This window comes from Gallibacterium genomosp. 2 (genome assembly GCF_000771895.1).
Lineage (GTDB): Bacteria > Pseudomonadota > Gammaproteobacteria > Enterobacterales > Pasteurellaceae > Gallibacterium.
Genome location: NZ_JPXY01000014.1, coordinates 167,071 through 180,759 on the forward strand (window position 1 = coordinate 167,071; position 13,689 = coordinate 180,759).

Sequence of the window (13,689 nt, forward strand, 5' to 3'; positions counted from 1 at the left end):
AAGTTATCCATAATAATTAAACAAGATACATAGTGACCAGTTCATTAAATGTTTTGCTCGCATAATCTGTATGCCCCACACCGGACAACGTAATATAGGTATTGCCGGAAGTAATATTAACATCTCCTCCTTCAACATCATAACCACTGAATCTTAATGTGGTGTCTGAGCTTAAATTGTTGCTGAGCAGTGATAATTGTAGCTTATCTTTACCAACTTCAAAGCCTTTAATATTAGTCTGCGTATTACTATAAATATTAATGTAATGCTGATGTTCGTGATCTAATATAATTTGGTTATCCTTGGCAGCAGCATGAACTTGAAGTTCTTCACCTTTATTAAAATGTAATGTATTTTGAGCTAAATCGGCATTGGAGCTTTCTCCGGATAAAATATACTTAAATTTGCCATCATTAAGATCTAAGTAATATCCATCACCTATTGAGAATGTGCCAAATTGGCTCGCTTTTTCTATAATGGTTTTACCGATAGTATTGCCATCTTTGTTGAAAGATAAGGTAACATTGTCATCGCTATCTTTAGTGAATTGAAGGTTAAGATCTTCTGAATTCTCTAATTTTGCTAAATTATTTTTTGTCAGATCGAAGATATAATTTGTGGCGTTGGTGGATAAGAGATAAATATCTGCTCCCTGTCCGCCATAAAGTTTATTTATGCCACTTCCTCCGGCAAGTACATCATTACCGCTATAGCCTTCTAAAATATCATCGCCATCATTACCGATTAAGATATTATCTTTATGATTTCCAATAAGGTTATCATTTCCTGATGTACCTATAATATTCTCTATATCATAGATATGATCAAAGATGGTTCCTTTATAAAGCTTCTCGGACTGGAGATCAGCAACAACACCGAGTCCTTCATCATTAATCACTAAATGACGAAGATCTAATGTATCAACTCCTTCATCGCCGAAGATAGTGTCGGAACTAAGAGCATCATCTTGAATAATGGTATCATTTCCTTCGCCACCATAAATTAAATCTTTTCCTAAACCGCCATTTAAGGTGTCGTTACCGGTTTCTCCATAAAGTTTATCATCACCAGCACCACCGAAAATAATGTCATCACCCTCTTTACCATAAACAAGATCATTACCATTTTGTGCGAGGAAGTAATCATTACCTTTACTACCATACATAACATCATCATAGTCACTGGCACTGATAACTTCGACGTTGTAAAGCATATCGCTTGCATCATAAGATTTTGTTTCAATATGTAACTCTCTATACTCAACTCGTTCTTGTCGTTTACCGTATTGATGATTTTTCACTTTAATATTTTCAACAGTTACTTCTGCATCAGCAATATGTTTTGTTACAGAATAAGTACCGGCATCTCGCCCATGAACAACAATGCCGTGAATATGTTCATTATTATAACTTACACTATCTGTTCCATTACCTCCATTAAATAGAGAATGTCCGTTATCAGCAATATAAGTATCATTTCCATCGCCAGCATTGATATTGAGATTAATATGTTTCAATAATTTTCCATTTTCATCATATAAAACGGAGGCATATTTATCATTAGAAATAAAAATATTATTACCTGCGCCGTCATTAATAGTATGTTCATTTGGACCGTTAATAATAAGATCCGTATAAAAATTATTTTTGCCAACCGCTTTTCTTCGAGCTTCTTCAACACCCGGTGCAAACAAAGGACTATTAAATTTTATTAATGAGTTGCCGGGAGCAGTAATTTCTAATACTCCAGTTTTAGCGTCCATACTCAAATATTGAGCGCTGAGAGCTTTATCTATTTCACCGTTACGAATTAGTTGAGCATAATTATTTGCTTTATTCATTTGCTCAACTAATTTGGTAATAGCGGCTAATTCAATAGCACTATTTGAACTGGAAACGCCATCCAGAGTAATAATGTTATCAACATTATATAATTTGTGTAATTGCTTAAATGATTGAATGACTTCCTGACTCGCATAGAATTTATTTAATGTTGCTTCAGTATTTTGATCAAAGTATTTTTGAATATCACCATACTTTTCAATTTGATCGACATAACGTTTAGCAATATGTTCCAATGCTGGTTGTTTGATCGCCGACATAATACCGCCGATAGCTCCTCTCACTACACCTGCAATGGCCGCAATTGGTGCACCAATGACACTTGCTGTTGCTGCCACAGAGATCGCTGTAGTTGCTAAATTTAAAGCAATGTCTGTAGCGGTATATGCGGTATTAAGTGCAAATTTTTCATTTAAAAGGCTGGCTAATAATTCATCACCTTGATAACCATAAGTTTTTGTTTCTGATGCAAGAGAATCAATTTGTTTTACATATTTATGTTCGTCAACTAAGCCTTTTATCTCTAACGGACTTGCTGCCAGAGCGATTCCTGATACAGCAGCACCAATTTGTGGCAACATCGTAGTAGTACCAATTATTTTTGCAATGGATTGTGCTGTTGTGCCAACGCCAGTTGCAATCGTGCTTACCGCTTTTAATCCAATATCAAACCCTACCGCAATTTGATCCGCTTGACTCATACTAGACCAATTATGAAGTTTAATTGATGAGCCAATTAAAGAGGCTAAATTGGTTAAAATTCCTCCAGCTGAAGAGCTTATTGCTTCAGAAACGGCGGTAGAGGCATTAGAAAGGCTTAACACATCACTGACTAAGCCATTAATATTGCCAATTAATTTAATTGAGCCTTCAGCAATAGCCGCTTTTCCGCTACTTGTATTAACATCCGATTGGATTAAGTTTGCAATAGAATGCCCCATATCAATAATCGAATTGGATAACGACAGGGCTGAACCCACTTTAGGATTGCCGTCTTTGCCTACTGTTTTCACCACATCAGTGATAAAGCCATTTACATCGCTGGTGATGGCAAATGAACTGTCTACAATAATTTTCACGCCTTCTTTTGTGAGTTTATCGGCATTTGCCAATGCAGAAATATTATTTCCAATGCTTAATAGTCTGTCTTGGGATATAGACAAGATTTGATGAGCCGTATTCGCAATATTATGGCTTAGTTCACTTGAGCAGCCGGATAAATCCATAATATAGGAAACAATTTGGTTAGCAGATTTTGCCAATTCAAATGAGCTATCTGCGATAGAAAGTTTACCTTTGTCTGTTGTTGGGTCAATTTGTACAACATAAGTTAAGGTTTTGGCAGTATCTAAAATAGAATTAGATAAACCTTGGATTGGTTTGGTTAACTCTTCTTTTATTCCAATTTGATTTAAGAAATCGGTCATTATGCCATTGGTTTTTGAGATTAAATTGAAAGACTCAATAGCAATCTCTGTTTTGCCCTCCGCTGTTGAAGCATTTGCGGCAGCGAGTTTCATCGCGATACTTTCTACTTGATCTAAATGATTTTTTAAAGATTGATATGCTGCATTACCAACTTTTGTTTCTGAATTGGTTATTGTAGTGATCGATTTTACAATCTCATTAATTTGTCCGATTAAATGTGTAGAAGCAGAGGCAATTTGCTGTTTGCCATCTACTTTATTGGTGTCAGCAGATGCTAATGCAGTTATCGTTTTCGCAGTATCTAATACTAAATCAGTTAAATTGTGAGCGAATGTAGTCTTAGCATTATCTAAGTTAGCCTCTTTCAACACCTCTTCAATTAAATGATTACTTTGTGCAATTAATGTTAATGAGTTTAACGCAATAGCAACTTTTCCATCACTGCTTGAGTTATCGGCATTTGCAAGGTTAATCGCTATTTTCTCAATCGGCGCTAAATGCTTAGCTGTTACATCGTGTACTGCCGTAGAGAGTGCGTTTTGTTTTCCAGATAAGGTTAAGATATTTGAAACAATTTCATTAGCATTATTAACTAATGAAACGGATAAACTGGCGGTATTCGCTGGGTTATCACTAACAATAATATTAGTTACTGATTTTGCTGCATCTAAGACAGAATGAGAAAGACTATTAACGTTATTCAGTAGTGTTGTATCTAATCCTGTATTAGCTGTTGTTAAGGTGTTGGTTGCTAAATCGCTTACTTGACTAATAAAATCAAAAGAGAGTTTTGCAATCTCAGCTTTATCAGAAGCCGAAGACGCGGTAGCTAATTGAGCTGCTACCTCTTTAATTTGAGAAACTGAAGCATCAAATGATTGATGAAAAGCTTTACTTAAAGAAGAATCAACGTTAGCCAACGTTAATACGTTATTGAGGATAATCGTTGCGCTTTGCACCAAATCAACACTAGCTTTAGCAATGTTTTCTGAAGATTTTGCGTCAGCTAATTGAACGATATTTTGAGCTGTCGCAAATAGTGAGTTAAATAATTCTAATGTTTTCGGAGCAATGACATTATTAGGGCTCATTCCTTGCATAATATCTTTCAACATATTACTTGCATCGGATAACAGACTTAATGAATGCGTTGCAATTTCAGCGCTATTATTTTCAGATGAAGCAAGTGCTATTGCTACCGCACTATCTTTCATTTCTGTTAATGTTTTATTTACTGCATTATGAATTATATCAATATGTTGTGTTGAAATAGATGTGCTTTTTAACACAGTAGACACAATATCACTTGCTGTTTTAGAAAGTTCTAATGAACTATTGGCAATCACGACCTTTCCTTGATTGTTATTAGCATCTACTTGTACTACGTTTGTGAGAATTTTTGCTGCATCTAGCACTGAATTAGTCAAACTATGAACCGATTTACTCACATTAGTACTTAAACTCATATTATCCAAGAATTTATTGATAATATTATTTGCTTGTGCAATCAGCCCGAAAGAAGTAATGGCTATCGCAGTTTTACCTTGAGAAGAATCAATATCACTATTTGATAATGCAATAGCAAGTTGTTTGATTTGAGATAATTGCCCATCAACTGCACTATGTAAGGCGTTACCAATATCCTCTTTACCGTTAAAGGTTGTAATAGATTGAATAAGATCATTCACATTGCCAATAAGATTTGTTGATGCAACGGCAAGTTGTTCCTTTCCTAACGGTGTTGAATTATTGCCAGTGGCTAACAATGTAATACTTTTTGCTGTATTTAATAATACATCTGTTAATTCACCAACAAACTGGGTTTTTGAGGTGCTTAAATTAGCTTCATTTAGCACTTGAGCGACAATTTTGTTGGTTTGCGATATTAATGTTAAAGAGTTAATGGCAATACTCACTTTTCCTTCTTGAGACAGCACATCAGCATTTGCAAGATTGACAGCACTTTCTTCTATATTCTGTAGATTTTTAGCAGTAACATTATGAATCGCATTTAATAATTCGGTATCTTTATCCGTCATTACTAGAATATCGGAAATAACATCATTCACATTGGCTATTAATGAAATGCTATTTTTAGCGATTGAGGTTTTATCATTCATATCCATAGTAGCTATATCAGTAACTGTTTTAGCTGTGTTCAAAATAGAATGAGAAAACTGATTAATATCGGCTAAGAGTTGTGATTCGATACCTATATCACCTGAGTTTTTTAAGGCATTACTGATAACATCACTAACTTGAGATAACAGCTCAAAAGAGGCTTTAGCAATTTCAGCTTTATCTTCATTATGTGAATGTGTAGCAATATTGATAGCTGTTTTTTGAATATTTTGTAATGAGTTGTTAATAGAATGATAAACAGCTTCACTAATTGTATTATCTTTATTTGCTAATATGATACTTTTATCAACAATTAATGCCGCTTTTGCCGCTAATTCTGTCGCAGACTTAGTAATTTCGACACCACCTTTTGAATAGGCAATGTTTACAATATCTTTGGCAGCCTCAAAAAGAGAATCCAGCAAATCTAATGACTTATTAGAAATTTCGCTAATTGATGACATTTGATTGGTAATCTTTCTGAGTGTATTTGTAGCATCAGTAAGTAAGTCTAAAGAGTCTTTGAATAACACCGGTTTATTTTTAAAATCTGATGCAGCGATGGATAAAGCATTACTTTTTAAAGAGGATATATCTTCTTTTACTAGATTAAAATCAATGGTCGAAACAGTGTTTTTTAATGAAATCACTTTATCTTTGATTGAATTAAAATCTATTCCAGTAATTTTTTCTTTTAGTGAAAGCACTGTTTCTTTTACAGTTTCGACTCCTGAATCGAACATTAATACCTCCCAAGGTGAAAATAGTAAAAATAAAATGAATTTTACTTAAGTTATTGAAGTTTTGTGGTTAAAGAGATAAAGATTAAATTAGTGAAAAATGAATTTTTGTATACTACCTATAAAGGGTGTGAAATAGTAACGCAACTATATCAGTAAATTGATTAATTTTCTATATTATTATATAGAGGGTGGTTTCTGGTCTAACCTCTAATAAGAAGGTAACTTTATGAGGTAGAAAGGTAGAGTGGAAAGCACTATGAATGGGAAAAGGCGTATTTTGGGAAATACGCCTTTATTGCGTGTTTAAATTATTTTTTTAATTCAGGGATTAAACAAGGCTGTAATTTAGTGAGGATTTGTTTTGTGATACGTGAACCTCCGGCGACAATGTTGCCTGATTTGAGGTAGCTATGTCCACCGATAAAATCGGTAACTAAACCGCCAGCTTCACGAACAATTAATTCACCTGCTGCACAATCCCAAGGTTTTAATCCCATTTCAAAGTAGCCGTCAACACGACCTGATGCTACATAACAGAGATCCAATGCTGCTGAGCCAGTACGACGGAAATCGGCACACTCTTTGATTAATGAACTGATCATTTCAAGATGAACAGGGATATAGCGTTTAATTTTGAATGGGAAGCCGGTGGCAATAATTGCGCCGTTTAATTCGGTACGGCTGTCCAAACGTAAGCGGTATTCGTTTAATTTTGCTCCTTCACCACGAACCGCAGTGAATAATTCATTGCGAATTGGATCATATACGACGCCGACTTCAGTGCGTCCTTTGACGAGAACTGCAATTGAAATGGAAAAATGAGGCAAACCTTTTACAAAGTTAGTAGTACCATCCAGCGGATCAATAACCCATTGTACTTCATTATCGCCTTCCAACGCACCACTTTCTTCTCCAATAATAGTGTGGGTTGGATAAGATTTACGAATAATATCAATAATGGCAGCTTCAGAGGCACGATCTATATTGGTGACATAATCATTAGCACTTTTTTCTCTGGTTTCGATTTCATCTCGGCGCTCAAAACCTTTGGCAACAATGTTGCCTGCCTTTCGTGCAGCACGAATGGCAATATTTAACATTGGATTCATTATTTTCTCCACTGGATTTTAAAGAACGGATTTAAGTTTGACAAATTTCGGCGTGCATTATAGGGAAAGTTCACTCAAATTGCGAGTCATTTTCTTAATGAAAATATGTTAAAATCCGCCATTATTTTTATCCAATCGTTTCATTATGTCATTAGATCAGATCAAAATTGTATTAGTTGAAACATCTCATCCGGGGAATATTGGCTCTGCGGCAAGAGCAATGAAAACGATGGGATTATCTCAACTTTATTTAGTTTCACCAAAAGTCCCGCCTAATGAAGAAAGTATTGCCTTGTCTGCTGGAGCGGATGATGTAGTTAGACAGGCACATATTGTTTCTTCTTTTGAAGAGGCAATTGCTGATTGTTCCTTGGTGATTGGCACCAGTGCAAGAGCCAGACACTTGACCACTACTGCCGTAACACCGCGGGATTGCGGAGAGTTGGCGATTGTACGTTCAGCGCACGGAAAAGTGGCAATTGTTTTTGGGCGTGAACGGATCGGTTTAACCAATGAAGAGCTGTTGAAATGCCACTATCATCTTAATATTCCAGCAAATCCTGAGTATTCTTCATTAAATTTAGCGATGGCGGTGCAATTAGTTAGTTATGAAGTAAGAATGGCGTATTTGCAAAAACAGCAAGGTTATCAATTACGTCATTCACAAGTTGCAGAGATACCGGCAAAAGGCGTGGTAGCAGAGGAGTTAGAATATTTCTTTAATAAAACGGAACAGGTTTATCAGCAACTTGGTTTTATTCAAAACAGTGCGGTAATGAAAAAATTACGCCGTTTGTATTTGAGAACAGCAATTCAACGTAATGAACTGAATATTCTGCAAGGAATGTTGACAGCAGTAGAAAAAGTGCTAACGGAAAGTCATCGGAAATAACAATAGCTAAAAACGGTGTGATAATACTTGACTGTTTTAGTAGGTTATGTGAGAATTTCCACTGTTTTAACAAGGTTAGGGAATTTGCGATGAAACTTACTTCAAAAGGGCGTTATGCGGTAACTGCAATTTTAGATATTGCATTAAATGCTAACAATGGCCCTGTTACTTTAGCGGATATCTCTGAACGTCAAAAAATATCACTTTCTTATTTAGAACAATTATTTGCGAAATTACGTCGTCACGGTTTGGTTAAAAGTACTCGTGGGCCTGGTGGTGGCTATCAATTGGGCTATGCTTGCGAGGATATTTCTATCGGTATGATCATTTCAGCAGTAAATGAAAATGTTCAAGCCACAAAATGTAAGAGCAAAGGAAATTGTCAGGATGGCGTTCAATGTTTAACCCATTCATTATGGCAAAAGTTAAGTGATCGTATCGAAGATTTTTTAAATGAAATTACTGTCGCTGAGTTAGTCAGTTCTCAACAAGAAAAAATGCAACAGCGTTATCGTGCTGAGATCAGCGTACAGCAACATCTCGAAAATGAAAATATAGATAGTTAAGTGGCTGGCTTAACGAATTAAATCGGAGTGAAAATGAAATTACCTATTTATTTAGACTATGCGGCAACTTGCCCTGTAGATGAACGTGTTGCAAAAAAAATGATGGATTATTTAACCATTGACGGAACATTCGGTAATCCGGCGTCGCGTTCGCATAAGTTTGGCTGGCAGGCTGAGGAGGCTGTTGATATCGCTCGTAATCATATTGCAGATTTAATTGGTGCGGATGCTCGTGAAATTGTATTTACTTCCGGAGCAACCGAATCTGATAACTTGGCAATTAAAGGCGCAGCACATTTTTATCAAACCAAAGGAAAACACATTATTACCTCAAAAACTGAGCATAAAGCAGTTTTAGATACCTGTCGCCAATTAGAACGTGAAGGTTTTGAAGTAACTTATTTATCTCCGAAATCAGATGGTTTAATTGATTTAGATGAACTGAAAGCAGCAATGCGTGATGACACAATTTTAGTATCAATTATGCACGTAAATAATGAAATTGGTGTGATTCAGGATATTGAAAAAATTGGTGAAATTTGTCGAGAACGTAAGATTATTTTTCACGTTGATGCTACACAATCAGTTGGTAAGTTACCGATTGATTTATCAAAATTAAAAGTAGATTTGATGTCTATGTCTGGGCATAAGGTTTATGGACCGAAAGGTATTGGTGCGCTATATGTGCGTCGTAAGCCACGTGTGCGTTTAGAGGCGATTATTCACGGTGGTGGTCACGAAAGAGGTATGCGTTCAGGCACATTACCGGTTCACCAAATTGTCGGTATGGGTGAAGCTTATCGTATCTGTAAAGAAGAAATGGCAACTGAAATGCCTCGTTTGACTGCATTACGAGATCGTTTATACAACGGTTTGAAAGATATTGAAGAAGTTTATGTCAATGGTTCAATGGAACATCGTGTTGGTACAAATTTAAATATGAGTTTTAACTATGTTGAAGGTGAATCTTTAATGATGTCATTGCGTGATATTGCTGTGTCATCTGGTTCAGCTTGTACCTCTGCTAGCTTAGAACCTTCTTATGTATTACGTGCTTTAGGTTTAAATGATGAACTAGCACATAGCTCAATTCGTTTTACTGTTGGGCGTTATACTACAGAAGAAGAAATTGATTACACCATTAATTTAGTGAAAAAAGCAGTAGCTAAATTACGTGAACTTTCGCCACTTTGGGATATGTATAAAGAAGGCGTTGACTTTAGCACTGTTGAATGGTCTGCACATTAATAGGAGAAAATTATGGCATATAGTGAAAAAGTAATCGATCATTATGAAAATCCGCGTAATGTTGGATCATTTGATAAAAAAGATCCGGCAGTTGGTAGCGGTATGGTTGGTGCTCCGGCTTGTGGCGATGTAATGCAACTACAAATTAAAGTAAATGATAACGGCATAATTGAAGATGCCAAATTTAAAACTTATGGTTGTGGTTCCGCCATAGCATCCAGTTCATTAATTACTGAATGGGTAAAAGGTAAATCATTAGATGAAGCGCAAGCAATTAAAAATAGTGATATTGCCGCCGAACTTGAATTACCGCCGGTAAAAGTACATTGCTCAATTCTTGCAGAAGATGCGATTAAAGCAGCAATTGCTGATTATAAAGCAAAAAATAGTAAATAAAATGTAGGTGCTATCGTTAGATAGCACTTTGCTCATTTGGGAGATCACGATGGGAATTTCATTAACCGAAAGCGCAGCACAACGTGTAAAAGATTTTTTAGTTAATCGAGGTAAAGGAATTGGGTTGCGTTTAGGTATCAAAACGTCTGGTTGTTCTGGTTTGGCCTATGTTTTAGAGTTTGTTGATACGTTGAATGATGATGATCAGGTTTTTGAAGATCACGGCGTAAAAATTATTGTCGATAATAAAAGTTTGGTCTATTTGGATGGAACACAACTTGATTTTGTGAAAGAAGGGTTAAATGAAGGCTTTAAATTCACTAATCCTAATGTCAAAGAGCAGTGCGGTTGTGGTGAAAGTTTTCACGTGTAAGTATTGATAAAATTCTAAGTTATTAAAATATGATGTTTAATCCATTTGAACTATTTTCATTGCCGGTAAGTTTTCAGATTGATCCGACACAACTATCTCAACAATATTTGCAATTGCAAAAACAACTACATCCAGATAATTTTTCAACTGCAAGTGAACAAGAACAACGTTTAGCATTGCAGAAGTCAACACAAGTGAATGATGCTTATCAGATTTTAAAAGATCCTATTTTACGAGCAGAAGCAATTCTGGCATTAGCTTTAGATAAGTCGGTGGATAGTGAGAATACTACCCACGATCTTGAGTTTTTAATGCAACAAATGGAATTACGTGAACAACTTGAACAAGCACAACAAGAGCATAATCAGGAGTTGTTGGAACAACTTAATTCACAAGTGGAGCAAAGTTATCAAGAAAATATCGAGGTTTTATCGGACAGTATTGAACAACAGGATTGGAATAGTACTAAACAGACTATCGATAGATTAAAGTTTATTCGAAAATTACAACAAGAAATTGAACGTTTAGAAGAAAAATTTTTTGATTTTTAACAGTGGGAAACAAGGTAAATGGCATTATTACAAATTGCAGAACCGGGACAAAGTGCTGCACCTCATCAGGCTCGTTTAGCCGTTGGTATTGATCTTGGTACAACCAATTCATTAGTAGCGACTGTGCGTAGCGGTAAAGCTGATATTTTATTAGATGAGCAAGATCGAGCATTAATTCCCTCCGTTGTTTATTATGGAGCGAAAGAACCGATAGTCGGTTATGAAGCCAAAGCAAATGCAGGACAAGATCCACACAATACGATTATTTCAGTCAAACGTTTAATTGGTCGCAGTTTAGCGGATGTACAGAGCCGTTACCCGAATTTACCTTATCGTTTTCAAGCGAGTGAAAACGGCTTGCCAATGATCGTTACTCAAAAGGGAGCTATTAGCCCAATTGAAGTATCAGCCGATATTTTACGTCGCTTGAGTTCATTGGCTGAAAAACGTTTAGCAGGTGAATTAGTCGGTTGTGTCATCACTGTGCCGGCCTATTTTGATGATGCTCAGCGTCAGGGAACGAAAGATGCGGCGCGTTTAGCTGGTTTAAATGTACTTCGTTTATTAAATGAGCCGACAGCCGCAGCAATTGCTTATGGTTTAGATAGTGGACAGGAAGGCATTATTGCGGTTTATGATCTTGGGGGTGGAACTTTTGATATATCTATTCTTCGTCTAAGCAGAGGTGTTTTTGAAGTTCTAGCAACCGGTGGTGATACTGCGCTAGGTGGTGATGATTTTGATCATCTGTTAGCGGATTATTTAGCACAACAGACTAAATTTGTGGCGTCAACCGATCAAGAAAAACGCCGTTTATTAGAGCTTGCTACTCAAGTAAAAATCGAATTAACCCAAGCGGAACAAGTTGAAGTTAATCTAAATAATCATTCTATAATAGTGGAAAGAGCAACATTTAATAGCCTTATCCAACCATTAGTAAAACGTACTTTATTAGCGTGTCGTCGTGCGTTAAAAGATGCTGATGTTTCAGTTAATGAAGTGATTGAAACGGTAATGGTAGGTGGTTCAACTCGTGTACCGTTTGTACGTGAACAGGTTGCTGAATTTTTCGGAAAAGTACCTCTAACTTCTATTGATCCGGATAAAGTAGTGGCATTGGGTGCAGCTATTCAAGCGGATATTCTAGTCGGTAATAAGCCAGATAGTGAAATATTGTTGCTGGATGTAATTCCTTTATCGCTCGGGATTGAAACAATGGGAGGATTGGTGGAGAAAATTATTCCACGCAATACTACAATCCCAGTTGCTAGGGCTCAGGAATTTACTACATTTAAAGATGGGCAAACAGCGATGTCAGTACACGTTGTGCAGGGTGAACGTGAGTTGGTACAGGATTGCCGTTCTTTGGCCAGATTTAGTTTAAAAGGCATTCCTCCTATGGTTGCGGGTGCAGCGCATGTTCGAGTAACTTACCAGGTTGATGCTGATGGTTTGCTTAGTGTAACAGCAATGGAAAAATCCACCGGTGTTCATTCTTCAATTCAAGTGAAACCATCTTACGGTCTGACAGATGAAGAAATTACACAAATGATTAAGTCTTCGCATGAAAATGCTAAAGCGGATATGCAAGCACGTGAATTAGCAGAGCAGCGTGTTGAGGCGGCACGTGTATTAGAAAATGTGTATAGTGCTTTGGCGGAAGATGCAGCATTATTAAATGAGCAAGAGTTAGCGGAAGTCAGAATTGCGATAGAGAAATTGGAACAGTTGCAACAGCAGGATGATAGTCAAAAAATTGCGGAAGGTATCAAGCGACTGGATCGAGCTACTCGAAATTTTGCTGCTAAAAGAATGGATAATTCGATTAAACAAGCGTTGGCCGGTCATTCGGTTGAACAATTTACTGAATAAAATAATAAATAAAAGGAAAACAGTATGCCAAAAATTGTATTTTTACCTAATGAAGAACATTGTCCAGAAGGAATGGTTATCAATGCTGAAACTGGCGAAAGTATTTTAGATGCCGCATTGCGTTCTGGAATTGGGATTGAGCACGCTTGTGAAAAATCGTGTGCCTGTACAACCTGTCACGTCATTGTGCGTGAAGGTTTTGATTCATTGAATGAAAGTTCAGATTTGGAAGATGATATGTTAGATAAGGCGTGGGGGCTAGAAGTGGATAGCCGCTTAAGTTGTCAGGCAATTGTCGGTGATGAGGATTTAGTGGTTGAAATTCCTCGTTATACAATTAACCACGCAAAAGAGGAGCATTGAAATGAAATGGCAGGATTCACAACAAATTGCAGAAGCACTGTATGATCGTTTTCCTGACCTTGATCCGAGAACAGTTCGTTTCACAGATTTGCATCGCTGGATCTGTGAGCTGGAAGAGTTTGATGATGATCCGAAGAAATCAAATGAAAAAATCCTCGAAGCGATTTTTTTAGGCATATAGGACAA

At 36.5% G+C, this 13,689-nt stretch carries 11 protein-coding genes; 9 read left to right on the plus strand and 2 right to left on the minus strand.

From position 1 onward, the window contains the following. Positions 1 to 16: 16 nt before the first annotated feature. Complete coding sequence (locus P375_RS03260; protein WP_039134293.1) at positions 17 to 6,133, minus strand: RTX toxin GtxA; 6,117 nt, start codon at positions 6,131 to 6,133, stop codon at positions 17 to 19. A gap of 308 nt (positions 6,134 to 6,441) precedes the next feature. Next, a complete protein-coding gene (gene suhB / locus P375_RS03265) occupies positions 6,442 to 7,242 on the minus strand; it encodes an inositol-1-monophosphatase (RefSeq protein ID WP_039134296.1) in 801 nt (266 codons plus the stop codon). A 145-nt stretch (positions 7,243 to 7,387) separates the two neighbouring features. Here suhB and trmJ point away from each other — a divergent pair, with 145 nt between their 5' ends. The 9 genes from trmJ (at position 7,388) to iscX (ending at position 13,684) form a co-directional block, all read left to right on the plus strand. Next, positions 7,388 to 8,134: a tRNA (cytosine(32)/uridine(32)-2'-O)-methyltransferase TrmJ gene (gene trmJ / locus P375_RS03270; RefSeq protein ID WP_039134299.1), complete on the plus strand. Its 747-nt coding sequence runs from the start codon at positions 7,388 to 7,390 to the stop codon at positions 8,132 to 8,134. Between the two features lie 89 nt (positions 8,135 to 8,223). After that, entirely contained in the window at positions 8,224 to 8,700 is a 477-nt protein-coding gene (gene iscR / locus P375_RS03275) for a Fe-S cluster assembly transcriptional regulator IscR (RefSeq protein ID WP_039134301.1), read from the plus strand. Positions 8,701 to 8,733: 33 nt separating this feature from the next. Next, positions 8,734 to 9,948: an IscS subfamily cysteine desulfurase gene (locus P375_RS03280; RefSeq protein WP_039094095.1), complete on the plus strand. Its 1,215-nt coding sequence runs from the start codon at positions 8,734 to 8,736 to the stop codon at positions 9,946 to 9,948. A gap of 12 nt (positions 9,949 to 9,960) precedes the next feature. Next, complete coding sequence (gene iscU, locus P375_RS03285) at positions 9,961 to 10,344, plus strand: Fe-S cluster assembly scaffold IscU (RefSeq protein ID WP_013746572.1); 384 nt, start codon at positions 9,961 to 9,963, stop codon at positions 10,342 to 10,344. 49 nt (positions 10,345 to 10,393) lie between these two features. Next, positions 10,394 to 10,717, plus strand: a complete 324-nt coding sequence (gene iscA / locus P375_RS03290) for an iron-sulfur cluster assembly protein IscA (RefSeq protein WP_039094099.1) — start codon at positions 10,394 to 10,396, stop codon at positions 10,715 to 10,717. A 32-nt stretch (positions 10,718 to 10,749) separates the two neighbouring features. Beyond that, the gene (hscB, locus tag P375_RS03295; protein WP_039134334.1) at positions 10,750 to 11,268 is read left to right on the plus strand and encodes a Fe-S protein assembly co-chaperone HscB; all 519 of its coding nucleotides are present in this window, start codon (positions 10,750 to 10,752) and stop codon (positions 11,266 to 11,268) included. Between the two features lie 18 nt (positions 11,269 to 11,286). Then, complete coding sequence (gene hscA, locus P375_RS03300; RefSeq protein ID WP_039134304.1) at positions 11,287 to 13,140, plus strand: Fe-S protein assembly chaperone HscA; 1,854 nt, start codon at positions 11,287 to 11,289, stop codon at positions 13,138 to 13,140. 24 nt (positions 13,141 to 13,164) lie between these two features. Beyond that, positions 13,165 to 13,503, plus strand: coding sequence for an ISC system 2Fe-2S type ferredoxin (gene fdx, locus P375_RS03305; RefSeq protein WP_039134307.1), 339 nt, complete (start codon positions 13,165 to 13,167; stop codon positions 13,501 to 13,503). A gap of 1 nt (position 13,504) precedes the next feature. Continuing rightward, positions 13,505 to 13,684 carry a Fe-S cluster assembly protein IscX gene (gene iscX / locus P375_RS03310; protein ID WP_348622143.1) on the plus strand — a complete coding sequence of 60 codons (180 nt, stop codon included), beginning with the start codon at positions 13,505 to 13,507 and terminating at the stop codon, positions 13,682 to 13,684. The last annotated feature ends 5 nt before the right edge of the window (positions 13,685 to 13,689 follow it).

What these genes read in the sequence shown, in the direction of transcription:
- suhB (WP_039134296.1), bottom strand. Translation starts at nt 7,242, where the DNA reads ATGAATCCAATGTTAAATATTGCCATTCGTGCTGCACGAAAGGCAGGC.
- iscA (WP_039094099.1), top strand. Translation starts at nt 10,394, where the DNA reads ATGGGAATTTCATTAACCGAAAGCGCAGCACAACGTGTAAAAGATTTT.
- iscX (WP_348622143.1), top strand. Translation starts at nt 13,505, where the DNA reads ATGAAATGGCAGGATTCACAACAAATTGCAGAAGCACTGTATGATCGT.
- hscB (WP_039134334.1), top strand. Translation starts at nt 10,750, where the DNA reads ATGTTTAATCCATTTGAACTATTTTCATTGCCGGTAAGTTTTCAGATT.
- fdx (WP_039134307.1), top strand. Translation starts at nt 13,165, where the DNA reads ATGCCAAAAATTGTATTTTTACCTAATGAAGAACATTGTCCAGAAGGA.
- iscU (WP_013746572.1), top strand. Translation starts at nt 9,961, where the DNA reads ATGGCATATAGTGAAAAAGTAATCGATCATTATGAAAATCCGCGTAAT.
- P375_RS03280 (WP_039094095.1), top strand. Translation starts at nt 8,734, where the DNA reads ATGAAATTACCTATTTATTTAGACTATGCGGCAACTTGCCCTGTAGAT.
- iscR (WP_039134301.1), top strand. Translation starts at nt 8,224, where the DNA reads ATGAAACTTACTTCAAAAGGGCGTTATGCGGTAACTGCAATTTTAGAT.
- trmJ (WP_039134299.1), top strand. Translation starts at nt 7,388, where the DNA reads ATGTCATTAGATCAGATCAAAATTGTATTAGTTGAAACATCTCATCCG.
- hscA (WP_039134304.1), top strand. Translation starts at nt 11,287, where the DNA reads ATGGCATTATTACAAATTGCAGAACCGGGACAAAGTGCTGCACCTCAT.
- P375_RS03260 (WP_039134293.1), bottom strand. Translation starts at nt 6,133, where the DNA reads ATGTTCGATTCAGGAGTCGAAACTGTAAAAGAAACAGTGCTTTCACTA.